This is a genomic window from Chloroflexota bacterium, assembly GCA_020161265.1.
In the GTDB taxonomy this organism is placed as follows: domain Bacteria; phylum Chloroflexota; class Chloroflexia; order Chloroflexales; family Herpetosiphonaceae; genus Herpetosiphon.
Genome location: JAIUOC010000001.1, coordinates 923,745 through 949,732 on the forward strand (window position 1 = coordinate 923,745; position 25,988 = coordinate 949,732).

The 25,988-nt window shown below is 50.7% G+C and carries 14 protein-coding genes and 1 tRNA gene; 10 read left to right on the forward strand and 5 right to left on the reverse strand.

Annotated features, from left to right (window positions below):
• Positions 1 to 8: 8 nt before the first annotated feature.
• From LCH85_03290 to LCH85_03325, 8 genes are all read left to right on the forward strand, one after another.
• Positions 9 to 4,718, forward strand: coding sequence for an amino acid adenylation domain-containing protein (locus tag LCH85_03290; GenBank protein MCA0350999.1), 4,710 nt, complete (start codon positions 9 to 11; stop codon positions 4,716 to 4,718).
• Between the two features lie 65 nt (positions 4,719 to 4,783).
• Positions 4,784 to 10,243, forward strand: coding sequence for an SDR family NAD(P)-dependent oxidoreductase (locus LCH85_03295; protein ID MCA0351000.1), 5,460 nt, complete (start codon positions 4,784 to 4,786; stop codon positions 10,241 to 10,243).
• Positions 10,244 to 10,276: 33 nt separating this feature from the next.
• Positions 10,277 to 13,660 (forward strand): amino acid adenylation domain-containing protein, encoded by a 3,384-nt coding sequence (locus LCH85_03300; GenBank protein MCA0351001.1) that lies wholly within the window; start codon positions 10,277 to 10,279, stop codon positions 13,658 to 13,660.
• Between the two features lie 17 nt (positions 13,661 to 13,677).
• A complete protein-coding gene (locus LCH85_03305) occupies positions 13,678 to 17,586 on the forward strand; it encodes an acyltransferase domain-containing protein (protein ID MCA0351002.1) in 3,909 nt (1,302 codons plus the stop codon).
• Positions 17,564 to 18,334: an alpha/beta fold hydrolase gene (locus LCH85_03310; GenBank protein MCA0351003.1), complete on the forward strand. Its 771-nt coding sequence runs from the start codon at positions 17,564 to 17,566 to the stop codon at positions 18,332 to 18,334. Before LCH85_03305 ends, LCH85_03310 begins: the two co-directional genes overlap by 23 nt.
• A 77-nt stretch (positions 18,335 to 18,411) precedes the next feature.
• Positions 18,412 to 19,602 (forward strand): glycosyltransferase, encoded by a 1,191-nt coding sequence (locus tag LCH85_03315; protein ID MCA0351004.1) that lies wholly within the window; start codon positions 18,412 to 18,414, stop codon positions 19,600 to 19,602.
• 52 nt (positions 19,603 to 19,654) lie between these two features.
• A complete protein-coding gene (locus LCH85_03320; GenBank protein ID MCA0351005.1) occupies positions 19,655 to 20,488 on the forward strand; it encodes a TylF/MycF family methyltransferase in 834 nt (277 codons plus the stop codon).
• A gap of 51 nt (positions 20,489 to 20,539) precedes the next feature.
• The gene (locus LCH85_03325; GenBank protein ID MCA0351006.1) at positions 20,540 to 20,818 is read left to right on the forward strand and encodes a hypothetical protein; all 279 of its coding nucleotides are present in this window, start codon (positions 20,540 to 20,542) and stop codon (positions 20,816 to 20,818) included.
• An 81-nt stretch (positions 20,819 to 20,899) separates the two neighbouring features.
• Here the strand turns inward: LCH85_03325 and LCH85_03330 are convergent, their stop codons facing one another.
• A complete protein-coding gene (locus LCH85_03330) occupies positions 20,900 to 21,943 on the reverse strand; it encodes a lamin tail domain-containing protein (protein MCA0351007.1) in 1,044 nt (347 codons plus the stop codon).
• Between the two features lie 108 nt (positions 21,944 to 22,051).
• Positions 22,052 to 22,137, reverse strand: a tRNA-Leu gene (locus tag LCH85_03335).
• Positions 22,138 to 22,239: 102 nt separating this feature from the next.
• Here LCH85_03335 and LCH85_03340 point away from each other — a divergent pair.
• Positions 22,240 to 22,797 carry a GNAT family N-acetyltransferase gene (locus LCH85_03340; GenBank protein MCA0351008.1) on the forward strand — a complete coding sequence of 186 codons (558 nt, stop codon included), beginning with the start codon at positions 22,240 to 22,242 and terminating at the stop codon, positions 22,795 to 22,797.
• On the opposite strand, the gene LCH85_03345 is transcribed toward LCH85_03340, so the two are convergent.
• From LCH85_03345 to LCH85_03355, 3 genes are read right to left on the reverse strand one after another with little or no spacing between them, the layout of a single operon-like run.
• Positions 22,794 to 23,411 (reverse strand): YigZ family protein, encoded by a 618-nt coding sequence (locus tag LCH85_03345; GenBank protein ID MCA0351009.1) that lies wholly within the window; start codon positions 23,409 to 23,411, stop codon positions 22,794 to 22,796. The genes LCH85_03340 and LCH85_03345 overlap by 4 nt on opposite strands.
• Before the next feature lie 12 nt (positions 23,412 to 23,423).
• Positions 23,424 to 24,044 (reverse strand): response regulator transcription factor, encoded by a 621-nt coding sequence (locus LCH85_03350; protein MCA0351010.1) that lies wholly within the window; start codon positions 24,042 to 24,044, stop codon positions 23,424 to 23,426.
• Positions 24,041 to 25,186, reverse strand: a complete 1,146-nt coding sequence (locus LCH85_03355) for a GAF domain-containing sensor histidine kinase (protein MCA0351011.1) — start codon at positions 25,184 to 25,186, stop codon at positions 24,041 to 24,043. The genes LCH85_03350 and LCH85_03355 overlap by 4 nt, the downstream gene beginning before the upstream one ends.
• 105 nt (positions 25,187 to 25,291) lie before the next feature.
• Here LCH85_03355 and radC point away from each other — a divergent pair, with 105 nt between their 5' ends.
• A complete protein-coding gene (gene radC, locus LCH85_03360) occupies positions 25,292 to 25,987 on the forward strand; it encodes a DNA repair protein RadC (GenBank protein MCA0351012.1) in 696 nt (231 codons plus the stop codon).
• Position 25,988 lies beyond the last annotated feature (1 nt).

The following is a 25,988-nucleotide window of genomic DNA, read 5'->3' on the forward strand; positions in this document are numbered from 1 at the left end:
GATTTCACATGACTGATTTTGCTGCAAAAATTGCTGCATTACCACCAGAAAAACAAGCGCTGTTGATTCGCCGACTGCAACAAGCAGCTAACGAGCCACCAGCCTTGGTTGCCCAACCACGGACAACCAATACGCTGCCATTATCGTTTGCCCAAGAGCGCCAATGGGTGTTGTATCAGTGGGACCCAACTAGCCCGCTGTATAACATCGTTTATGGGGTGCGCTATCGTGGCAAGCTCGATATTGCCGCCTTGCAAGCAGGCTTTAACACCATTGCCCAGCGCCATGAAGTATTGCGCACGACCTTTTTGTTGGTTGATACAGTGCCCCATCAGCAGATCCATGCTGAGCTTAAGCCAGGGTTTAGCGTGGTCGATTTACGCGATCTGGCCGAAACTGAGCGCGATGTCGCCATCCAAGCGCAGATTCAAGCCGAAACCCAGTTAGCGTTTGATTTGCAAAATGGGCCATTATTGCGCGTGCTGTTGCTGCAGATTCGCGATCACGAATATATCAAATTAGTCAGCGTGCATCATAGTGTTTTTGATGGTTGGTCGGCTGGAGTGATCATCTCCGAATTGAATCATTTGCTGAATGCGGCTTATGCTGGCGAGCCAAGCAGCTTGCCAGCCTTGCCAATTCAATACGCCGATTATGCAATTTGGCAACGCAATTGGCTGCAAGGCAAGGTGTTGGAGCAACAACTCCAATATTGGAAGGAACAACTCGCTGGCGAATTGCCAATTCTACAATTACCCACCGATCGGCCTTATCCACCAGTTGAATCGTCACGCGGTGCGCATTATCGGCTGCAATTAGACGACGATTTGGTGCAACGCTTGGTGACATGGAGCCGCAACGAAGGCTATACGCTCAACATTATTTTGCTCACCATCTGGAAAACCTTGCTCTTCCGTTATACCAATCAAAACGATTTATTGGTTGGCATGCCAATCGCCAATCGCCATTACAACGATTTGCAGGCCTTGATCGGCTATTTCGTTAATACCTTGGTGATTCGCACCAAAGCCGCTGGCGATCTCAGTTTCCGCAGCTTTTTGGATCAAGTGCGAGCGGCGAATTTGGCAGCGCAAGAACATCAAGATTTGCCATTTGAGCAATTGGTCGAGGCCTTGCAGCCTGATCGTAATCTAGCGCACACGCCAATTTTTCAAAGCTTGTTTGTGTTTCAGCGCGATACAGTCAATAGTTTTCAAATGCCTGAACTTTCGGTTGAGCCATTGCCAATTGAAACTGGCACGGCCAAGTTTGCCCTCAGCCTTGAAGCTGTCTCGCTTGATCAGCAAATCAACCTCAATTTTGAGTATAAAACTGATCTCTTTGACTCAGCGACGATCGAACGCTTAGCCCAACATTACCAAAATTTACTCGAAGCAGCGCTTGCTTCGCCCGATTTGGAGCTTTCGCGCTTACCCATGTTGGGCAAGGCTGAACTTGCCCAGTTGCTGCCAACGCCAACAGCGCTCGAAGCAAATTTGTTGCCCTTGCACCAACGCTTTGAGCAGCAGGTGCAGGCCAATCCGCAGGCGATTGCGGTACGCTTTGAGCAAAACCAACTAAGCTATGCCGAGCTAAACAGCCGCGCCAATCAACTCGCCCATCAACTCAAAACGCTCGATGTTGGCCCAGATACCTTGGTTGGGCTATGTGTTGAGCCATCGCTCGATACAATCATTGGGATTTTGGCAATTCTCAAGGCTGGTGGCGCATATCTGCCGATCGATCCTTCGCATCCTCAAGAGCGAATTGTTTGGTTGTTGGCTGATGCCAAGGTTGGATTGGTGGTTACCCAAGCGCGTTGTGTCAACAAATTACCTCAAGCTGGGTTGCAATTGATTGTGCTTGATGCCGTCGATTCAGCACTGAGCAATCAGCCAACCAGCAATTTGCCAGCTAGCGCCCAGCTCGATAACTTGGCCTATATGATCTACACCTCTGGTTCGACTGGCACGCCCAAAGGTGCATTGATCACCCATCGCAACGTGGCGCGATTGTTTAGTTCAACCGAGGCATGGTTCAACTTCAACAACCACGATGTCTGGAGTTTGTTCCATTCGTTCGCCTTCGATTTCTCAGTTTGGGAAATTTGGGGAGCCTTGTTGTATGGTGGTCGCGTGGTCGTCGTGCCATTTATGACCACTCGCAACCCCGCAGGCTTCTATCAATTGCTGGTCGATGAAGGCGTAACGGTGCTCAACCAAACGCCCTCGGCCTTCCGCCAATTGATCAGCAGCGATGCCGAACAGGACTTGCCCTCACGTCTAACCTTACGTTATGTCATCTTCGGTGGCGAGGCGTTGAATGTTGGGGCATTGCAACCATGGTTCGAGCGCCATGGCGATCTGCACCCACAATTGGTCAATATGTATGGCATTACGGAAACCACCGTCCATGTGACCTACCGACCGCTGAGCATGCACGATGTTGAAAATCCCCAAAGCAGCCCGATTGGCACGGCAATTCCCGATTTGGATCTGTATGTGCTTGATGATCATTGTTTGCCAGTGCCATTGGGAATTACTGGCGAACTATATGTGGGCGGCGCGGGCTTGGCTCGCGGCTATTGGAATCGACCCGAACTAACCAACGAGCGCTTTATCAAGCATCCATTTGCTGAAACAGGCCGCCTCTATAAAACTGGCGATTTAGTGCGGCGCTTGGCCAATAATGAGATCGAATATCTGGGGCGGCGTGACAACCAAGTTAAAATTCGCGGCTTCCGGATTGAGCTAGGCGAAATTCAAGCCACTCTGATGAGCCACCCCGCGATCACCGATGCGATTGTAGCGGTCAATACAATCTCAGCCGATGACCAGCGCTTGGTGGCTTATTTAGTAACCCAGCCCAATCAAGTGCCACGCTTTAGCCAATTGCGCACCTTTCTCAAGCAACGCCTGCCAGAATATATGGTGCCAACCTCGTTCATTATGCTTGAGAGCATTCCGCTGACTGCCAACGGCAAAATCGATTATCGCGCTTTGCCCAGCCAACAACAAACCAAACAACTTGAGCGCAGCCAGCCAATCGCGGCTCCAACCAGCGTCACCGAGCAATCGCTGATCGCCATTTGGAGCACGTTGCTAGGAGTAGCCCACGTTGGCATTCAGGATAATTTCTTTGATTTGGGTGGGCACTCATTGTTGGCAACCCAGGTTATTTCACGGGTTCGCGAGGTCTTTAATGTTAGCCTCAACTTACGCGATTTCTTCCTCAACCCGACTATCAAGGGCTTAGCCAGCGTTATCGAGCAAGCCAACCAAAAACCTGAGCAAACGCCGATCATCGCGATTCACAAAGCCGATCCACAGGCACGTTTGCCGCTTTCCTATGCCCAACAGCGCATCTGGTTTTTGGCTCAAATCGATCCAACCAGCAGTTTTTATACCGTACCTGTGGCCTTAGAAATTACTGGCCGATTGCAAGTTGACGCTTTGGAGCGCACCCTGAGCGAGATTGTGCAGCGCCATCATGGCTTGCGCACGCTATTTGTGAGCCACGAAGGCCAAACCCTTCAGCAAGTGCAAGCAGCTCAGCCAATTCAATTGCCAATTCACAATCTCAGCCATTTGGCTGGCGCAGACCAAGAAACCGCAATCAACCAGTTATTGGAGCAGGAAATTAATCAACCCTTCCAGCTTGATCGCGATCAACTGTTGCGTGGGCGCTTGCTCAAACTAGCCCCAACCAAGCATGTGCTCGGCTTAAGCATTCATCATATTGCCTTTGATGATTGGTCGCAGGGCATTTTGTTTGATGAAATGACTAAGCTCTACCAGGCCTTTGCCAACAATCAAGCCTCGCCATTGCCTGAATTGGCCTTGCAATACCCCGATTTTGCTGCTTGGCAACGCCAATGGCTGCAAGGCGAGGTTTTACAAAACCAATTGAATTACTGGAAACAGCAATTGAGTGGCAAATTGCCCTTGCTCGAAATGCCGCTAGATTACCCACGGCCTAGCGTGCAAAGCTTCAATGGCGCACACGAAATGCTCAGCATCGAGCCAGAACTGTATCGCAAGCTCAATCAATTGGCGCGAGATAACGAAGCAACCATGTTTATGTTGCTGATGGCAGCATGGGCGATTTTGCTCAATCGTTATAGCAATCAAACAGATATTGTCATTGGCACACCGATCGCCAACCGCAACCGCCAAGAGCTAGAGGGCATCATCGGGTTCTTTGCTAATACCTTGGCAATTCGCGCCGATTTAACTGGCGATCCAACCATTCAGCAAGTAGTGCAGCGGATTCGCGAAACCGCCCTGAATGGCTATAGCCACCAAGATTTGCCATTCGATCTATTGGTTAGCGAGATTTTGCCCGAACGCCAAGCCAATCGCTCACCAATTTTCCAAGCCATGTTGGTGCTACAAAACGCCTCGCAGAGCAGCAACCTCGATCTGGCGGAGGTGCAAATCGCGCCGCGTAGCGTTGAAACCAACTCGGCTAAGTTCGAGCTAAGTTTGGTGCTCTACGACAATGGCTCAAGCATCGACGCTTGGATTGAATACAACACCGACCTGTTCAAACCCACCACAATTGGCCGCATGGTCGAGCAACTGCAACAATTGCTCACCAGCATGACCAACGATTCCCAACAACGCATCAGCCATGTTTCGTTGGTCAGTTCGGCAGAAAAAGAACGGCTGCTCGGCGGCTGGTCGCAAGGAAGCGACGACGACTACGATTTGTTCTAGATCTGCGTCGATCAAGGGCTGGTTCAGGCCGGCCCTTGGTTACGTGTGCAAAGGGTGAAATGGAAATGGATTTTCAGAGTATCCAGCGACGTTTTGCAACTGCTGTTGAACAACGATCGAGCCAGGCGGCGCTGCGTTATCACGACCAAGTAGTTTCGTATCACGAACTGGCTGAGCGTGCCCAACGCATTGCCAGCGGCCTAGCAGCCAAGCAAGTTGGAGTTGGCACAAATGTTGCCATTGTACTAACCAACCCGATTGATATTTGTAGCACGCTGTTAGCGACGTTGCTGTTGGGCGCACGCTATGCCTTGCTCAGCCCGAATTTAGCCAACGTTCGGCTGCAACAGGTCTTGTCCCGTCAGCAATTTACGCTGGTTGGCTCAGCGGCTAGTCGTACTTTGGTTGATCAACAATATCCATGGCTTGAATTTGAGCAACTTGCCACGAGCGAACTAGCGGTAATCACGCCCCATGCGGCAAGCGCCGAAAGCCTAATCAGCCTGAGTTTGGCCTCGAATCCAAGTGGCTTGCTTGAAGCAGGCCAACTCAGCCAAACCAACCTGCTGAGTTTTATTGATTTTAATCTGAGCAAAGCCAAGGTTAGTTTTCAACAAAGCTTGTGGCTCGGCACGGAATTCAACGATTTTACTGCCTTTGCGAGTTTGGCAACCCTCGCTAGTGGCGGCACGCTGCGATTTAGCACCCTTGAAACGCTCGATCACGATATTGATGAACAACCGCAAACCTTGATTTTGACGCTTTCAACCTTGGGTCAACTGTTCACGCAACAACCAGCATTGCCCAAGGTGCGCCATATTCTGAGCAGCGGCGAAGGCTTGCTCGATGGCGAAGCGCTCAAACAACAACTCAAACAGCAACAAACCGCTTGGCACAATTACTACGGTTTCCCAGCCTTTCAATTGCTGACGGTGGTTGGGGCAAACACTCAGACTCAAACGGCAAGCCAAATTCATAGCGGCAAGCCGGTACCGCATACCCAAGCTTTGATTCTCGACCAACACAAACAACTCGCGCCAATTGGCTTAATTGGTGAGTTATATGTGGCTGGCGCAGGGGTTTTTGCAGGCTTCGAGCAGGCTCAATTGAATGCCGAGCGTTTTATCGCCAGCCCATTTGCTGCCGATACCCAACTCTACCAAACGCGCTATCTGGCCCGTTGGCAAGATGATGGGCGTCTGAGCATCAGCGGTAGCCTTGATTCAACGATCGAACTGGCAGCCATGCCAAGCTTATTGCAAGAAGTAGAACGCCTGCTCGAACAGCATCCGGCAATTGTTGAATGTTGTATCGTGCGGCGCATAACCCTGAGCAACACCGAGCAATTAACCGGCTTTGTGGTCGCCAAACAGCAAGTTGAGCCAAGCGAGATCCTGCATTATCTTGAAGATCAGCTTGATTGCCAACTCGCAAATCTCGGCTTGATTCAGGTTGATCGTCTGCCGCGTACCGCCGATGGCCAGCTTGATCGCCAACAATTAGCCCAAACCAGCCTGCTTGATAGCCAGCAAATCGCCGATTTACAAGTCCAGCTTCAACAAGCGGCCAGTGGCGCAGAGCTAGCGGTGGTGGCTCAGCCGATCTTGCCAGTTTCAAGCCCGCTGCACATCGATGATCTTGTGCCAATGGTCGAAACTGGTAATTTTGGCACATCGCAACGCACAATCAGCGAGCAACCAGTTGAAACGGTGTCAACCCAAGCCAAGCCAGCGTTGGCAGTTGGGCCACCGTTGATCAAGGCGGAACAAGCGCCGTTGACCTTGGCTGAGGCCTTAGTGCTCGCCGCCAAACACTACCCTGAACATGGCATTAGTTATATCGAAGCAGATGGCAAAGCGTTGTTTCAATCGTATGCCGCGCTATTGGCCGATGCTGAGGCGGTTTTGGCTGGTTTGCGGGCGGCAGGTTTGAAGCATGGCCAACATGTTGTGCTGCAATTTGCCCATAACGAGCCATTTGTGGTGGCATTTTGGGCTTGTATGCTTGGTGGTTTTACGGCGGTTCCCTTGGCCTTGCCCAACAGCAGCGATCCCAATAACCCTGCCGTGAGCAAGCTCTACAACACCTGGCAAACCTTGGAACAACCACTGATCGTCAGTGAACAAGCCAGTTTAAGCCAGCTTCAGCGAATTTTCAATGGCTTGGGGGTGGCCAAACCAACGATTCAGATCACCGAACAGTTGCGCCAACATCAGCCTGATCAGCAGCATCAACAACTCGCGCCACAGGATGCGGCCTTGTTGTTGTTTACCTCGGGCAGCACTGGCCTTCCCAAAGGGGTCGAATTAAGCCATCACAATATTATTAGCCGCTCCAAGGCGAGCGCTCAACACAATCATTTTGATCATAATGATGTTTCATTAAATTGGATGCCGCTTGATCATGTTGGTGGGATTGTGATGTTCCACGTTCACGATGTGTGCTTGGGCTGTCGCCAAATTCAGGCCAAAACCGACTATATTCTGGAAGATCCCGTGCGTTGGCTGGATTTGCTTGAGCAGTATCGCGCCACGATTACTTGGTCTCCCAACTTTGCCTATGCCTTGATCAACGATCAGCATGAACGGGTTAATAGTCGCCGCCGTAATCTCAGCTCGCTACGCTTTATTTTGAATGGTGGCGAGGGCATCAATAAACAAACTGCCTTGAATTTTCTTGGTTTGTTGCAAGCCCATGGCCTGCCCGCAACGGCCATGCACCCCGCCTATGGCATGTCCGAAACCTCATCGGGCATCAGCTCATCCGATCAACTGGTGCTTGGGGCAACCACAGGCTTTCACGAACTTGATCAGGCCTCATTAACTGGGGTGATTCAGCCAGCCAGCGCCGATAGCATTGGAGTTTCATTTATCGAAGTTGGCGCACCATTGCCTGGGGTTTCACTACGAATTGTCAACAGCAACAATCAATTGCTCAGCGAAGATCTGATTGGCCGTTTGCAAATCCAAGGCCCGACGATCACCGCTGGCTACTACCGCAACCCTGAGCTTAACCGCGAAGTCTTTACTGACGATGGTTGGTTCACGACTGGCGATTTGGCCTTTTTGCACCAAGGTCGTTTGACAATTGCTGGTCGGGAAAAAGATGTAATCATCATTAACGGCATCAATTATCACAACCACGAAATCGAAGCCTTGGTTGAAACAATCGAAGGCGTGGAAGTTTCCTACACGGCGGCTTGTAGCGTGCCAAGCAAACATACGGGCGGCACGGAGTCGCTGGTAATTTTTTACGTTTCAAAATCAACAGAATTTGACCAACAACTAGCCCAAATTCAGCTGATTCGCGAAGTGGTGGTGCAAAAAATTGGCATCAACCCCAGCTATGTGCTGCCAGTTGCCAAGAGCGATATTCCCAAAACAGCGATTGGCAAGATTCAGCGTTCGCAATTGAGCCAGCGTTTTATCAATGGCGAATTTAGCAGCATCACCAAGCCAATCGATTTAGCGCTAGCCAACGAGCAAACGTTGCCACGCTGGTTCTTTAGCAAGCAATGGCAACCTGTCAGCAAGCGCCATAATCCGGCTTTGCTCAAGCCAAGCTATGCAATTTTCAGCGGCGATACCACGCTAGCCCGTGAGTTGATTGATTTGCTCGAACAGCACAATCGCGCTTGGGTATTGATCAGCGCTGGCGAAACATTCAGCCAGCAGGGAAATCACTACACGATTAATTTGCACGAGCCTGAGCATTATCACCAGCTCGCCGCTGCCCTGGCCGCCGCCAATATTCACGATTATGTTCACTTGTATAGCTATGATTTACCAAGCGAAATTGAGCATGTTGGCGATTTGGCTGCGGCCCAATATCGTGGAGCCTATAGTCTTTTGTTCCTAACCCAAGCCTTGGCCCAGCAAAAGCTCAGTCAGGCCAGCTTAACCGTGGTTTCACAACGCAGTCATGCGATTGATTCCAGCGATCAAGTGGTCTATGCGGCGGCTCCAATTCATGGCTTACTCAAAACCATGCCCTTAGAAATTGATTGGCTCAGCTGCCAGCATGTTGACCTTGATGCAGCAAGTGCAACCACCAACAGTCAACAAATTTACCAAGAATTGGCGCAAGCAAAGCCTAGCGCTGAGGTGGCCTATCGGGCAGGTCAACGCTTCGTGCCACAGTTAGTCGAGGCTGAACTGGCGCAATCAAGCCCAGTCGAATCGCCGCTGGTCAAAGGTGGCCTCTATTTGGTGACTGGCGGCTTAGGCGGGATTGGCAGCCAATTTGCCCGCTGGTTGCTACAAAACTACAACGCCCGTTTGCTGATCACAGGCTCAACCGAATTGCCATTGGGCAGCGATTGGGCCAAGCATCTGGGCACTGATAGCAGCTTGAGCAAACGTTTACGCGCCTACAAAGATCTGATCGATATCAGCAACGACGTGCATTACCAAGCGGTTGATATCACCGATTCTGCCCAATTAGTTCGCTTAATTAATGATGCAGAACAGCGCTGGAATCAGCCATTGGCAGGGGTTTTCCACTTTGCTGGGGCTGGCAATTTGGCCTATCACTGGACAGTAATGGATCGCCACTGGATCACCAACGAAAGCCTAGCAACCTTTGAAATGATGTTCGCGCCCAAAGTCTATGGCACCTGGGCCTTGCAACGAGCCTTGAGCCAGCGCCCAGAACTACCAATTGTGGCGATGTCATCGATTAACAGCTTTTTCGGCGGAGCGACATTTAGTGCCTACTCGGCAGCCAATAGTTTTCTCGATAGCTTTATGCTGCATCAACGCCAAACCTCGCATCCCAAAGCGCTCTGTTTGAACTGGACTCAATGGGACAATATTGGGATGAGTCTCAATAATCCGCAGCAAATTCGCAGCCTTTCTGCGGAGCGCGGCTACAACGTAATTGGTTTACAACAGGGTTTGCAATCGCTCTTAGCGGGCATCAGCCAAAACCAATATCCACTGGTGATGATTGGCTTAAATGCTGATAGCCCAGCGCTGCGCCAACATCTGGCAGTCAGCCAGCCCTTGCAACAACGCATCAATCTTTATACAACCCATCAGCATGGCCCGCTCAGCCACGATCGTTACCGCCAACTAGCCAATAGTTATTTTGGCTCGGCCACGCTGGAATGGTATCGCGTTACTGAATTGCCGCGCACCAACAGCGGGGCGATTGATCAGGCTGCATTAGGCCAACTCGATGCTACCAACCAACAAACCGCACTCGATCAACCAACTAATATCATCGAAGAACAGTTGGTCAGCATTTGGCAAGAGATTCTCGGCAAGCCCAAGATCGGCATTCACGACAACTTTTTTGCCTTGGGCGGCCATTCGCTCCTGGCAACCCAGCTCGTTTCACGGTTGCGCGATGGCTTTAACCTTGAAGTGCGGTTGTATCAACTCTTCGCCGCGCCAACCATCGCTGAACTCGCCAACTGTATTGCCGAACTGCAACTTGAACAAATCGATTCAGCTGAGATGGATGCACTCTTAGCCGAGCTTGAGGGATTATCAGAAGCCGAACTTGAAGCAGGATTAGGTTAATTTCGGGAATTTGTGTGTAGTTGAGGTTTGATTGTGAGCGATTATTCTGAGCGTTTAGCGGCACTTTCGCCAGCCAAACGGGCCTTACTTTTGCAAAAAATTCAAGACAAAGCCAATAAAGCCGCCCAACAGATTCAGCCAAGGCTTGATCAAAGCAGCTATCCGTTGTCGTTTGCCCAACAACGGCTCTGGCTCATCGAGCAACTTCAGCCCAACGCGGCTTTATACAATATTTCGATTCCAATTCTGATTCGCGGCGTTTACCCTGAATTGCCGAGCATTTTGACCCAGTGTTTGACCGCGATTTCCCAACGCCATGAGCCATTACGCGCCAGTTTTAGCATGGTCGATGGCCTTCCTCAGCAATCAATTATGGCCTTGGAAAGCGTCGAAATGCCGCTTGTTGATCTAAGCGAATTAACCTCAAGCGAGCGTGAAGCCGCCGTGCATCAGTTTATGCAAGCTGAAACAGAGCGCCCGTTTGATTTGCGTCATGATCAACTGTTTCGGGCCAATTTGCTACGCATCAGTCCCAACGAGCATCTTTTATTGCTAATCATTCATCACATTGCTTTTGATGCATGGTCAGTCAAGATCTTTATCCAAGAATTTGAGGCGATTTTTACGGCCTTGGAAAACCAGCAGCCGTTGCCGCAATTTGCACCATTGGCCTTGCAATATGCCGATTTTGCTGCTTGGCAACGCGAATGGTTACAAGGCGCAACCCTCGATCAACAACTCAGCTATTGGAAAAACCAGCTTGCTGGTGAATTGCCTGTGCTGGCCTTGCCAACCGATCGCCCGCGTCCAGCCATTCAAACCTTCAAAGGCGGTCGCCACACCTTTTGGATCAGCACCGAGCTTACCAACCAACTCAATCACCTCAGCCAGCAACATCAAGCAACCTTATTTATGCTGTTGCTCAGTGCATGGGTCAGCTTATTGCATCGCTACAGCGGCCAAAACGACATCATTGTTGGTTCGCCGATCGCCAACCGCAATCGGCGCGAGTTGGAAGATCTAATTGGATTTTTCGTCAATACCTTGGTGCTGCGCGTTAAATGCGCCGATGATCCAAACTTCCTCGATTTGCTGGAGCATGTGCGTGAAGTCGCGCTGGGAGCCTACGCCCACCAAGATTTGCCGTTTGAAATGCTGGTCGATGCCCTGCAACCAACCCGCGATCTTAGCCGTTCAGCGCTATTTCAGGTGTTGTTTGTGCTACAAAACGTTTCGATGGGGGGCCAGCATTCAGCCTTCGATATTTTGGAAGATGTGGCTAGCCCTTCAAAATTCGATCTCACACTGTCGATGTTTGAGTTTGAGCAGGGTTTACGCGCAACAATTGAATACAACATTGATCTATTCGATGCCAGCACGATCGAGCGTATGAGTCAACATTATGTCACATTGCTTAGCAGCATCAATCAACAACCGCAAACCAAACTTTCACAATTGGCAATGCTCACGGCGGCTGAGCAAACCCAAATTATCACTACTTGGAACACCACCAGCCAAGCCTACCCTGAGCAGCTTACGTTTGCCCAACTTTTTGAGGCCCAAGTTGCCAAAACACCTGAGGCAATTGCCCTAATTGGCGAAGATCAGGTGCTCAGCTACCACGAACTTAATCAGCGTGCCAATCAATTGGCTTATCGGTTGCAAGCCCAAGGTGTTGGCCCCGAACGTTTGGTTGGCATTTGTTGCGATCGCTCAATTGCGATGGTGGTGGCGTTGTTGGCCACGCTCAAAGCTGGCGGCGCATATATCCCACTTGATCCAGCTTATCCCAACGAGCGCTTGGCTTGGATGCTCAACGATTCGCAAGCAGCACTGGTTTTGACCCAAAGCCATTTGCTCGAAAAAGTGCAACAACTCAAGCAGGCCGATTTAACCGTGCTTGATCTGGCGACGATTTGTGATGGCAGTGAGCCAAGCCAAAATCTTGTCAGTGTTGTTCAGCCCGCCAATTTGGCCTATATCGTCTATACCTCTGGCTCAACTGGCCAGCCCAAAGGCGTGATGGCAAGCCAGCAAGGCTTAACCAATTTGGTAACAGCCCAAATTGCCGGCTTTGGGGTAACCTCAGCAAGTCGGGTGTTGCAATTTGCTTCGTTCAGCTTCGATGCAGCGATCTCCGAGATTGGCATGGCGTTGGCTTCAGGCGCAAGTTTGGTACTCATGCCTGCAGGTGGTCTAGCCGCCGGAACCGATGTGCTGGCATTGATTCGTCAACACAACATTACGGTAGCAACCTTGCCACCATCGTTATTGGCAGTGCTTTCAGCTGATCAAGCTCCCAGTTTGACCACAGTAATTGCTGCTGGCGAGGCTTCGAGCAACGAGGTTGTGCAACGCTGGGCAGTTGAGCGCAATTTGATCAATGCCTATGGGCCAAGCGAAACTACGGTTTGCGCGAGCTTGACTCAGCTTGAGCCAAATCTGGTAGGTACGCCACCGATTGGCCGACCACTAGCCAATTTACAAGTCTATTTGCTCGATCAACAGCAGCAAATCGTGCCAGTTGGCGTAATTGGCGAAATCTATGTTGGCGGAGTTGGCGTGGCTCGCGGCTATCTGAAACGGCCCGATCTGACCGCCGAGCGCTTTATCCCCAACCAATTTAGCGCAACTCCAGGCCAACGCCTGTATCGCACTGGCGATCTAGGCCGCTATCGGGTTGATGGCCAAATTGAATTTGTTGGACGAATCGATCAGCAGATCAAATTACGCGGCCATCGGATCGAGCTAGGCGAAATTAGTAGCCTGCTGAATGCCCATTCAGCGGTTGAGCAAAGCGTGGTGTTGGTGCACGATCACGCTAGCAGCACGGCGCGGCTGATTGCCTATGTTGTGGCAAATAGCACCAGCAGCAATGCCCTCAGCGAATTGCAAATCGCCGCAGGAACCAGCCAAGCCCCAGCAAGCTACGATTTAGCGGCAGATTTACAAGCCTATGCCAAGCAAAAACTGCCAGCATTTGCCGTGCCTAGTGTCTTCGTGGTGTTGCCAAGCATGCCGCTAACGCCCAACGGCAAGATCGATCAACGCAAACTAGCTGAGCATACGCCCAGCCCAAATCCAACCAATAGCGGCGATATTGCACCGCAAACCAACCTTGAACAAACCTTGACCACACTTTGGCAAGAAGTATTAAATGTGCCCGCCCTAAGCACCCAAGCCAATTTCTTCGATCTTGGCGGCAATTCGCTGGCGATGGTTCAAGTACACAGCCGCTTGCAAGAGCTTTTGGGGCGCGAGTTGGTGCTCTTGGATTTATTCAAATACCCAACCATTCAAAGTTTAGCGGTTTACTTGAGCAGCGAACAATCGGCTCAAGCTTCAACCTTTGTTGATCGCGACAATCGAGCGCAGCAACAGCGCCAAGCTATGCAACGTCAACGTCGCCGCCGCTAGCAGAGAGGAATATACCGATGAGTTATGATGAAACCGATGGCAATTTTGATATTGCTGTGGTAGGTTTGGCGGGGCGCTGGGCTGGCGCTCCCGATACAGATCGCTTTTGGCAGCAGCTTTGCGCTGGAGCCGAGGGCATTAGCTTTTTTGATGACGAGCAATTGCTGGCCGCAGGCGTTACGCCTGAGCAACTAGCTCATCCACGCTATGTCAAAGCTGGCTCGGTGCTCGAAGGGGTCGAGCTATTCGATGCAGCCTTTTTTGGCTACTCGCCACGCGAGGCCGAATTGCTCGATCCACAGCAGCGAATTTTTCTGGAATGTGCGTGGCAAGCCTTGGAGCATGCAGGCTACAACGCCTCAACCTACCCCGGCTTGATCGGCGTATTTGCTGGCTCAAGCCTCAATACCTACTTGCTGCGCAACCTAGCCAGCCAACAAGGCCGAGGCACAATTCCCGATCTATTTCAGCTGATTATGGGCAATGACAAAGACTTTTTGCCCACTCGTGTTAGCTATAAGTTGAATTTGCGTGGGCCAAGTTTTAGCGTGCAAAGTGCCTGCTCAACCTCATTGGTTGCAACCCATTTGGCCTGCCAAAGCCTATTGGGCTACCAATGCGATATCGCGCTGGCTGGCGGAATTTCGATTACCGTGCCACAACATCAAGGCTATTTGGCCCAAGAAGGCGGCATTCTCACCCCCGACGGCCATTGCCGCACGTTCGATGCCCAAGCCCAAGGCACACTCAACGGCAACGGCGCAGGCATCGTGGTTTTAAAACGGCTCGACGATGCCTTGGCTGATGGCGATTCGATCTATGCGGTAATCAAAGGCTCAGCCGTCAACAACGATGGTGCACTCAAAATTGGCTACACCGCACCGAGCATCGATGGGCAAGCCGCCGTGATTCAGGCCGCCCAAGCGGTGGCCGATGTCGATCCAGCAACAATTTCCTATATCGAAGCCCACGGCACGGCCACCGCCCTCGGCGATCCAATCGAGGTTGCCGCTTTAACCAAGGCCTTCCGTCAACAAACTGATAAAACGCAGTTTTGTATGCTTGGCTCGGTCAAATCCAATTTTGGGCATCTTGATACTGCGGCGGGCGTAACCAGCTTGATAAAAACCGTGCTGGCCTTGCATCACAACAAAATTCCCGCCAGCTTACATTTTCAAACCCCCAATCCGCAACTTGAGCTTGAAACTTCGCCGTTTTATGTCAACACTCAATTAAGTGATTGGCCAAGCGATCAGCCAATTCGGCGGGCGGGGGTTAGTTCATTTGGAATTGGCGGCACGAATGCGCATGTTGTGCTTGAAGAAGCGCCCATGCTCGAACCAACCGAGGAAACTGACGCTTGGCAAATGTTGGTGATTTCGGGGCGTAATCGGGCCACCTTGAATGCGGCCACCAAAAATCTGGCCGAGCACCTTGAAGCTAACCCACAGCTAGCCTTAGCCGATGTTGCCTACACCTTGCAAATTGGCCGCCAAGCCTTTAATCATCGGCGGGTGCTGCTATGCCGTTCGCTGGATGAGGCCAGCCAAATTTTGCGCCAACGTGATAAGCGCATGATCAGCAGCCAAGTCAGCGCGGCGACTCCTGCGGTGGTATTTATGTTCCCTGGCGGTGGCGTGCAATACCCCAGCATGGGCCAAGAACTCTATCAAACCCAGCCGATCTTCCGCGCAGCGGTTGAACGCTGTTTGGCCATGCTTAAACCTGAAACCAGCGCCAATCTACGCCAGTTGGTCTATAGCGAAAACGCCAAAGTTGATGAGCAACAATTGGCGACAATGCTCTACAGTTTGTTGGCAATTTTTATCAGCGAGTATGCCCTCGCTCAATTATGGCTGGCATGGGGCATCCAGCCTGTCGCCTTGATTGGCCATAGCTTGGGTGAATATACGGCGGCCCATTTGGCTGGCTCGATCTCGCTTGAGGCGGCTTTGCAATTAGTTGAGCTACGTGGCCGCTTGATGGATCAGCTTGAAGATGGTGCGATGATCAACATTGCCCTCGCTGAAGCTGAGGTTTTGCCGTTGCTCAGCGAACAACTTTCGCTAGCGGCAGTCAATGGGCCTGAACATTCGGTTGTGGCTGGCTCGATTGCAGCAATTCAAGCCCTTGAGCTTGAGCTAGAACAGCGGGCAATCAAATATCGGCGCTTGCCGATTCGCGTTGCAGCCCATTCTAGCTTGCTCAAGCCAATGGTGGCCGAATTTGCCGCCTTTGCCCAGACAATCAGCATGCAACCAGCCATAATTCCCTATATTTCCAATGTAACTGGCGCTTGGATGAGCCATGAACAATGGTCAAACCCAAACTATTGGACTGAGCATTTACAATCGACCGTGCGATTTAGCGCTGGAATGAGCCAACTTTTGCAAAATCCAGCTCATCTATTTCTCGAAGTTGGGCCTGGCCAAACCCTCACAACCTTAACTCGCGCTCAAGCCAACTTTGGAGCCGAACGGGTGGTAGCGCAATCGATGCGCCATCCCCAAGATCAACAAACTGATACCCAATGTTTGTTAACTGCGGTTGGGCGGTTATGGCTGGCTGGCGTAGCAATTGATTGGACCAAACTAAGCGAGATCAAGCGTCGCCGCGTGGCCCTGCCAACCTATCCCTTCGAACGCAAACGCTACTGGGTTGAGCAATTTACCAGCACTGAAACCCAAGGCCCGACCTTGCTCGAAGCGGCCCAAGGTGGTTATAGTTTGCCCGAAAGCAGCGAGCAAACCGAGGCTAGTCCAGGCTACGAGCGCCCTAATCTGACCACCGAATATGTGGCTCCCAGCAACAACCTTGAGCATATGATCACCGCGCTTTGGGGTGCAGTATTAGGCGTGCCGCTGATTGGTATTCACGACAATTTCTTTGAGTTGGGCGGCGATTCGCTACTAGCATTACAAGTTGCCACCCATCTCACCGAAAAAGTGCATACCACAATTGGCGTGCGCAGTTTATTCGAAGCCCCAACGATTGCCGAGCTAGCCCAGCTGGTGCAAGCCCAAACCGCCGAACAAGCAGGCGAATTATCGTCGTTGGTACGTTTGCAACCACAAGGCCAAGCAGCGCCGTTCTTTTGTATTCACCCAATGAGCGGAATGGCCAATGTCTATGCCGCTTTGGCGCAATTGCTTGGCACCCAACGCCCATTCTACGGGGTGCAGGCCTTTGGTTTGGAATATCCCGAAATGCCACTTGACAATATTAAGGTTATGGCGCAACGCTATCTCAGCGATATCCGTCAGGTTCAGCCGCAAGGGCCATATCTGCTTGGCGGTTGGTCGATGGGTGGCTCGATTGCCTTTGAAATTGCCAGCCAATTAGTGACTCAAGGCGAAACGGTTAGCTTGCTAGCCTTGATCGACACGCCCGCCAAACTAACTGGCACATCACCAGCAACATTAACCGATTTGGAGCTGTTGATCGCCATGCTTGGGGTCGATGCCAACATTTTAGGGATCGATGATCCCAAGGCTGAGGCCAGCGAAGCAGTTTGGAACGAATTGCTGAGCATTATCAAGCAACATCTTGGCTTGCCCGAAAGCTACACCTTACAGCGTTTGCGTCACCTTGTCAGCACTTTCCGCACCCACTCGCAAGCAGTTTGGAATTATCAGCCAGCTAACTATCCCAATGATGTGCTGGTTTTACGGGCCGCCGATTTGGCAGGCGAGCACGACGACCAACTGAACGAGGCCTATCGCATGGCCGATTTAGGCTGGAGCCAGTTTGTCTCAGGCCAAATTCAAGTCCAAACCATTCCAGGCACCCACAACACCCTGTTGAACGAACCATCGTTGCCAATCTTGGCTAGTCATCTCGCAGTAGCGTTACACAACGTTGCGGCAAATCCATCGTTGACACCATCACACCATGAAGGATCAAATGAAATCGCCATTATGGATTGAGTGGTTGCGCAAGCAACCTAACGCCGCTCTGCGGCTCTTTTGTTTTCACTATGCTGGGGGCACGGCACAACGTGCCCACCAGTGGACTCAACAGCTCGCAGCGGATGTAGAAATTTGTGCTGTCGAACTGCCTGGCCGTGGCAAACGCTTCATGGAGCCAGCTTATACACGCATTGAGCACGTGCTTGATGATTTGATTCCAGCAATCAAACCGTTGCTGGAAGAAAAACCATTCGCCTTTTTTGGCCATAGCATGGGTGCTTTGGTCAGCTACGAACTTAGTCGGCGCTTGCAGCGGGATCATCAACTCCAGCCGCAAGTGCTCTTGGTTTCGGGCCATGCTGCGCCGCATATTCCACGCCAAAGCGTGATTCATCAATTGCCGCATCAGCAATTTTGGGATCGCTTGATTCAGCTCAATGGCACGCCCAAAGAGGTGTTGCAACACCCAGAATTGCTCGACTTGTTGACTCCGATTTTACGCGCCGATTTTGCCGTCTGCGAAACCTATGGGTACGACGACTCGCTTGTACTCGATTGCCCAATGGTCGTGTATGGCGGGCAAGATGATCCAAGTGTTGCCGCCGAGCAACTTGAATTATGGCGCAACCATACCAGCAATGATTGTTTAGTGCAGATTATGGCTGGCGATCATTTTTATTTACACAATCCATCGCAGCACGAGCTACAACAGCATGTCAACCAACAACTCCAACTTATGCTTAGTTCAGCCAATTCGGTAGGATAAGCTTTTAGCCCAGCGGAAGGTAGCGACCAGCATTGTTCACAGCGGAAATTCCGCCACCAAGCCTGAAAGGAACGCTCATGCGTGCATTATTTGTTCTCAATCCTGGAATAGGTCATTTAAACCCCATGTTGCCAGTCGCGCAAATTTTGCAAGAGGCTGGCCATGATCTTGCCTTTGCTACATCACCGAAGATGTTACCAAGCATCAATGCCAAAGGGTTTAACACCTTCGCTGCTGGCTTAAACTGGCTTTCCTCCGAAATGGATCAAACGTTTCCTGAAATTTTCGAGCTACCGTTTGCCGAGCAAGGCCAAGCAATTTTGGGCAGCATTTTTGCCGATGCCGCCGCCCACCCCATGGTTGCCGATTTGCTGAATATCTGCCAAACATGGCAACCAGATCTGATTGTGCGCAACGATTTTGAGTTTGGCAGTTGTGTGGCTGCTGAGATCTTGGGCATTCCCCAAGCGACGATCAGCATTAGCTATTTTCTTTCGGCGCATGCGCTCGAATCGTTGATTGGCGAAGAATTAGCCTATTTGCGCAGTACCTATGGCCTTGCCCCTTACCCAACCATGGATATGCTCTATCCGTCGTTATATTTAGCCTTTGCCCCGCCATCATTCCAGCCCAAGGAAATTCCAACTATGGAATCGTTGCGGCCATTGCGCTTTACGCGGTTTAGCGATGGCGATTTACCAGCGTGGGTCAGCCAATTACCTGATCGGCCAACCGTCTATGCCTCAATGAGTTCAGTTTTCGATACACCAACGATCTTCCCAATGATTCTTGAGGCATTGCGCGACGAGCCGATTAACCTGATTTTGACCGTCGGAACCAAGCAAGATCCGGCGCAGTTTGGCCCCCAACCTGCGAATGTTTATATCGAGCAATACATTCCTCAAGCATTGCTATTTCCCTATTGCGATTTATTTATAACGCACTGTCCATTTGCCACAATCATGGCGGCAATCAGCCATGGCATGCCATTGCTGATGATTCCTGTTGCAGGTGAGGAGCCTGCTGGAGCCATGCGAGCCGCCGAACTTGGTTTAGGCAAAGTTTTACGCTTGCCCAAGCAACCCAAAGAATTTTTCGACCAATGGGTTCCTGAATTTTCGGTTGAGTCGATTCGGGCCAGCGTGCGTGAGTTACTACAAACCACGCGTTATCGCAAGAATGCCCAACGTTTTCAGGCCGAAATTCAAGCCCTACCTGGCCCTGAACGAGTGATTGAGCTATTAACCAATTTGGCGCACAAACCGTAACGCCAAGTCGTTCAAAATAAGCAGCATTTTTTGCAAGGGAGATTATCAACCAATGGCGAACGAAGCAGCCCAGCTTTATCTTGATCTACTGAAGCGCTGTATTATGGGCTTGGTGTATGAAGATCAGCCCTTACGCAATATTGTGTATGAGCCATTCAGTATTAACGCGCCCTACACTGGCCCGTATAGCACCTTTGACCGCGAAAAACGGCTCAATGGCCATGAATGGCCCAGCCAAGCCCATACCATGCTCAGCATGCATCGGCTTAACAATATTCAAAGCTTGGTCACCGATATTCTCGAAAAACAAATTCCAGGCGATTTGATCGAAACGGGAGTTTGGCGCGGCGGGGCGACGATCTTTATGCGTGGCATTCTCAAAGCCTACAATTGCAACGATCGCACAGTTTGGGTCGCCGATTCGTTTCAAGGCTTCCCCAAAAACGAAGAGGAAGGCCTGCTCGGCGAAACCGAATCGCCTGGCTTGCCCCAAGATCAGCATGGCCCACCGCCCAAGCCCATCCAAGACATTCTCGATCTGCTTTGGAAAGGCACAGCTTACGATGATGTGCGCCAACATTTCGAGCAATACGGCCTACTTGATGATCAGGTTAAGTTTCTCAAGGGCTGGTTTTGCCATACCCTACATCAAGCCCCAATCGACAATTTGGCGCTTTTACGGCTTGATGGCGACTTATATGATTCAACCTATGATGCCTTAGAAGCCTTGTATCCTAAAGTTTCTCAAGGTGGATATGTGATTGTTGATGATTATGCAACCTTCGAAGAGTGCTACAACGCCGTGCATGATTATCTTGAATCAATTGGCGCAGAAGTAACCATGCAGCCAATTGATGAAGACTCAGTTTTTTGGCAAAAGCTGTAGTATGGCTCGTTTGTTAATCAACCTGAGCAGCCTTAGTGTGAAGGAGTCCAAGTGAACACCCGATTTTTAGGCATTCCCTCGGTGGTTTGGTCGATGTTGGCTTTAGTAATTGCGGCAATCTTTGTGTATGTCTGGCCAAGCGATAAAGTGCCAGGCGATACCACCAGCATTCGCTATTTGATTTTGCGCTGGGGCCATACGCTGGTTTGGATCTTGATTGCAGGCTTTATCTTTTTACGTAGCGTCGGAGCCTCAACCTTAGCCAGTTTGCTCGCAGCCTTAGCCGGCATCACCTATCTCGCCTTTATCGCAACCCTCGTGATGAACTAATCGATCACACGCTCACATAAAAAACGACCCAACCAAGTTGCTGGTTGGGTCGTTTTGATCAAGTATCAAGCGATAGAGCAACTATGGCAAACTTTTTTCATCTTCCAAAAATGAAATTAAACGGCCTTCAGCATCATACAACGAAGCATCATCATCATCGTTGTTGTTCCAAATTGGCCCTGTTGCAGTTGAAGTAATCGTGCGGGTTTCGCCAGCAGCCAAGCTACCACCCAAGGTTGTATGCAACTGATTGCCACGAATGCTACAGATTTTCCAGCCATCAATCGCCACTGGCGCATTGCTCACATTTTGAATCACAACAGTTTCGGCACCTTTATCCACGCTGACAATTCTCACTGGGAAATTGCTAGCGACGGTTGGATCAGCCTGACAATTATTAAATGATGGTGGTGGCGGTGCGGGAGTAGGCGTGACAATTGGCGTTGGGGTTGGCATTGGTTGCGGTATATTCCAGCGATTATCATAGACTTCTTTGCCCAACAATCCCAACAACACCTTAAATTGATCAGGATTGTTAGGATGCCACTCGAGCCGCGCACGCTCGAACCATTGGGTTTGTACCGTATCGCCATTAGCGTTGGTTTCCATATTAACGCCCGTCAAAGGCAAACCAAACAATTGCAACGAACGGGCATAGGTATCCAAGCCAGGAATTTTGAGACCATGCGATTGCCAGTAACTTTTGAAACCAAGCCCATTGGCCTGATCACAAACGTTATGGCCAGTTTCTTCAAACCATAAACAACCTGCTTGTGGCCCAGCCTCGCGTGGGTCAGCCTCGCGGGCAAGTTGTTGCAAGCGTTCTTTGCCCAATAAACCAAGCAGCACCTCGTAAGCCGTGCCAGCATTCTCAGGGTGTACCTCGAAACGATTACGTTCGAGCCATTGGGTATGGTAGCTCATGCCAGTATCAGGGTTTGCTTCAGCTTTAGCAGCAGCAATTGGGTAACCAAATACTGGCAGGCCGCCATTATCTTCCCAATAATCGCTGAACGGTTCTTCCAAACAGTAGGGGTTGCTCACTTCGACAAAGCACAAATTATGAGCAGCAGCAGTTCGCGGCAAGAAACCAACAAGCAGCAACAGCCAAATCCAACGGCGCATAGCAGATCCTCGGCTAAAAAACTCCGTTGCTAGTATACCAAACCTCAAGCTTTTTGAGCGATTAAATGCAACAAGCCTGCTGATCGATGTGATCAACAGGCTTGTGGTTGGTGCCGAGGGCGGGAGTCGAACCCGCACCCCCTTGCGAGGAGAGATGTTTAAGACCTCAGCGTCTGCCATTCCGCCACCTCGGCGCAACGAGCGGTATTATAGCGCATATTAGATTTTTTGGCAAATTAGTTGGTCATTTATTGATATAATATATCAGTAAAATTAATTTAGGATGAGGTATTGGCATGAGCCTTGAGCATAGGATCTATACGCTGCGTGAAGCCACCACCGCCGATTTAGCTGGCGCACGCCAGTTGATGTTGCGCACATTTGAGCACGATTTTGGCTATGGCTATATCACCAAATGGCATGCTGATGTTGATAATTTAGCCGAAGCCTATTTGGATAATCCCCGCCAAGTGTTGTTTGTGGCGGTCGTCGGCGCGAGCAACGAGGTTGTCGGCACATGCGCCGTGCGAACTGGCGGCCCTAAGCCACCCTACAAACCAGAATGGTTGGTCGAACGCTATAGCAATGCCGCAACCGCCCAACTTGTGCGGGTTTATGTTGATCAAGCTCATCGGCGGGCTGGCTTGGCTCGCCGTTTGGTCAGCCTAACCCGCGATTGGATTTTGCACGAAGGCACATATCGCACGATTTATTTGCATACCAACCCCGCAATTGCTGGAGCCGAGCAATTTTGGCGTTCGCTCCCAACCAGCGAAATCTACGATGATCGGCCTGATCAGGGCGAATTTCAAAATATCCACTTTGAAATGGATCATACAACGCCAATCATTTAATCATCAAGCGCGATTAATTCGCTTTCAGCATAGGTTAATTCACGAATAGCCGCCGCACATTCTTGCCAGCGATCTTGAGGCAATGCCAGCATCAAGGTAATATCGCTGGCAAAATCTTCACTTTCAATCACAGGATCAAATGTATTCAGCAAACGCCGCAATAATTCGTATTGATTGTAATTAATCGTCACCATACCAGTGCGCCGAATGACTTGCTCTTTGGTTGGTAAATCATTGAGGGCTTTTTGTAAGGTTCCGCTATATGCTCGAACCAAGCCGCCACTGCCTAATTTGATTCCGCCAAAATAGCGAGTTACGACTGCTGCAATATCGCCAATACCACTGCCTTGCAACACTTGCAACATCGGACGACCAGCCGTGCCAGCAGGCTCACCATCATCGGATGAGCCAATATCGGCTTGCGGGCCAAGCCCAATTTGAAACGCCCAACAATTATGGGTTGCGTCCGGATAACGCGCGGCAATCGTGGCAATCGCTTGTTTGGCTTCAGCTAAACTTGGTGCATGCACAACCGTCGCAATAAAGCGTGAATGTTTGATATCTTGTTCAAATTCATGCTCAGCTGCCGGAATTTGATAACGAGTTGGAGTCATCGAATTAACCTACTAAATTAATTGGCGTTCATAGGCAATTGCCACAGCCTCGGTGCGATTATGTGCCCCAAGCTTTTGAAAAATACTATTCAGATGAAATTTAACTGTGCGTTCGGTAATATTCAGTTGGTAGGCAATTTGCTTATTAGCAAAGCCTTGGGCTAAATGCTGCAATACTTCATGCTCACGCGGCGTTAATTCAACCAAGGTTGTATCGCGCTGCACTTGGCGCAACAATTTCGAGGCAATTAATGGGTGCAGCGTCGAGCCACCAGCATGAATCAAACGAATTGCTGCAAATAATTCATCACGCGGAGCGCCTTTGAGCAAATAGCCCTGAGCGCCAGCCCGCACCGCGCCAATAATCCGTTCATCGGTATCAAACGCGGTAAATACCAACACTCGTAAGTTGGTTGCCGCCAAATCAAGCCGCTCAAGCACCGCAACTCCATCGAGATCAGGCAACTCAAGGTCGAGTAATACCAAATCAGGTTGCAATTGCTGACACAATTCGACAGCTTGCAGCCCAGCGCTAGCCTCGCCAACCACGGCAAAATCGGCTTGGGTGCTGAGAATTGCCACCAAGCCTTCACGCACCACCGGATGATCATCAACCACCAAAATGCGGATCATTTGGTACTCCCCAGTGGCACAACAATACAAACCTCAGTCCCTGCGCCAAGGGTACTTTTGATTTCAAGGCTGCCGCTCAGCAAACGAGTACGCTCATTCATGCCAATCAGGCCAAAATGTTGGGGCTTGGGCAAAGTTGGGTCAAAGCCACAGCCATCATCATGCACGCAAATTTCAATCTGGGTTGGCGTAGCGTGATATTCAATCACCACAGCGCTAGCTTGGGCATGCTGACGCACATTATTCAAGGCTTCTTGCACAATTCGCAACAACCCGACTTCGATCCGCAAGGGCAACGGCTGCAACGCGCCAATCGTTTGCACGTCAAAGCTAAATGGGTCATGCTCATGCTTCAAGGTGGCCAAGGCTTCAACCAAACTACGGCCTTCGAGCGGAGCCGCCCGCAGATCCAGCACCGAACGCCGCGCCTCATCAAGATTATAGCGCGTCCATTGTAGCGCTTGCTGAATTTTGGCCCGGCCACGCTCGGTTGCTCCAGTTTCAAATAGGGCATCGGCAGTTTCAAGTTGCAATAACACCGCAGTTAAGCCTTGGGCCAAAGTATCGTGAATTTCGCGGGCAATCCGGTTACGCTCTTCAACCGCACCCAAGCTGAGCGAGCGTTCAAATAGGCGGGTGCGTTCAATCGCCATGCTCAGCAAATCACCGACGGTGTGCAACAAACGCAAATCATCAGCGCTCAATTCACACCAATCAGGGCTAGCCACATTAAACACCCCAAGCTTGCGCCCATGGGCCATCAACGGAATTGACGAGTGAAAACGCACCTCGGTGCCTTGCGGAACATGGCGCAAGCGCGTGCAACGAATCACGCTAATGTTGGCAGCCCGTTCCAAATCATCATCGCGAAAACGCTCCAAGCAATAACAATCGTCTTCTAAGGCTTGGGGGTGGCACAACACAGGCGGCAGATGATAGGCGGCGGCCAAATAATGGGTCGTTTGATCCTCGCGCAACAGCCAAACCCAACCTGTATGCAAGCCCAACAACTCAGCCACTAATTCTAAAACGGTTTGCAAAGCCTGATCAAGCTGCGTACTCCGATTCAACGCCTCGGCAATTTGGTTCAAAATCATCAATTCATGGTTTCGGCGAGCCAAAACCGCTGGATCATTGCTCATTATCAACACCTTTTGGGCAATTTTGCCAAATGCTTGAACATCCATGCCAAATTTGCCACAGTTGTGGCTCTACTCTAGCAACCATTTTAGTGCGAGTTTAAGCATATGAGCAACTATTTTATCTCAGTTAAAGAATTACCTTCCAGCGAACAGCCACGGGAACGCCTGCGCGACTTTGGGCCACAAGCGCTGTCTGATGCTGAGATTTTGGCGATTTTGCTGCGGGTTGGCGTGCAGGGAATGAACGTGATTCAGCTAGCCCAATTATTGCTGCGCGAGCATGGCGGCTGGCATGGTCTACAAAAAATCGAATTCAGTGATTTATGTCGAGTACGTGGCATGGGCGAAGCTAAAGCTGCGCATATCAAAGCAGCCCTCGAAATTGGGCGGCGCTTGTTGCTCGCAGCGCCCAATCAGCCCTTGCAAATCACCTCGCCAGCCGATGTGGTGGGATTATTGCAAGTTGAAATGAGCCATCTGGACAAGGAGCATCTGCGGGTGGTGATTCTCAATACCAAAAACCATGTGCTGAAAATTGAAAACGTGACAATTGGCTCGTTAAATAGCGCTAGCGTGCGGATTGCCGAGGTCTTTCGTGAGCCAATTCGCCTGAATGCGGCGGCAATTATTGTGGTACATAATCACCCTAGCGGCGATCCAACGCCCTCACCCGATGATATTTTGGTCACCAAGCAACTGATTCAGGCTGGGCAATTGCTCGATATCGACGTGCTTGACCATCTGGTGATCGGTCAAGCACGTTGGGTCAGCATGCGCGAACGGCGGCTGGCATGGTTATAAG

Bases quoted from the DNA above. Each gene is read 5' to 3' on its own strand.
- LCH85_03355 (MCA0351011.1), bottom strand. From the start codon at position 25,186: ATGAGCAATGATCCAGCGGTTTTGGCTCGCCGAAACCATGAATTGATG.
- LCH85_03320 (MCA0351005.1), top strand. From the start codon at position 19,655: ATGGCGAACGAAGCAGCCCAGCTTTATCTTGATCTACTGAAGCGCTGT.
- LCH85_03315 (MCA0351004.1), top strand. From the start codon at position 18,412: ATGCGTGCATTATTTGTTCTCAATCCTGGAATAGGTCATTTAAACCCC.
- LCH85_03340 (MCA0351008.1), top strand. From the start codon at position 22,240: ATGAGCCTTGAGCATAGGATCTATACGCTGCGTGAAGCCACCACCGCC.
- radC (MCA0351012.1), top strand. From the start codon at position 25,292: ATGAGCAACTATTTTATCTCAGTTAAAGAATTACCTTCCAGCGAACAG.
- LCH85_03345 (MCA0351009.1), bottom strand. From the start codon at position 23,411: ATGACTCCAACTCGTTATCAAATTCCGGCAGCTGAGCATGAATTTGAA.
- LCH85_03295 (MCA0351000.1), top strand. From the start codon at position 4,784: ATGGATTTTCAGAGTATCCAGCGACGTTTTGCAACTGCTGTTGAACAA.
- LCH85_03330 (MCA0351007.1), bottom strand. From the start codon at position 21,943: ATGCGCCGTTGGATTTGGCTGTTGCTGCTTGTTGGTTTCTTGCCGCGA.
- LCH85_03350 (MCA0351010.1), bottom strand. From the start codon at position 24,044: ATGATCCGCATTTTGGTGGTTGATGATCATCCGGTGGTGCGTGAAGGC.
- LCH85_03290 (MCA0350999.1), top strand. From the start codon at position 9: ATGACTGATTTTGCTGCAAAAATTGCTGCATTACCACCAGAAAAACAA.
- LCH85_03305 (MCA0351002.1), top strand. From the start codon at position 13,678: ATGAGTTATGATGAAACCGATGGCAATTTTGATATTGCTGTGGTAGGT.
- LCH85_03310 (MCA0351003.1), top strand. From the start codon at position 17,564: ATGAAATCGCCATTATGGATTGAGTGGTTGCGCAAGCAACCTAACGCC.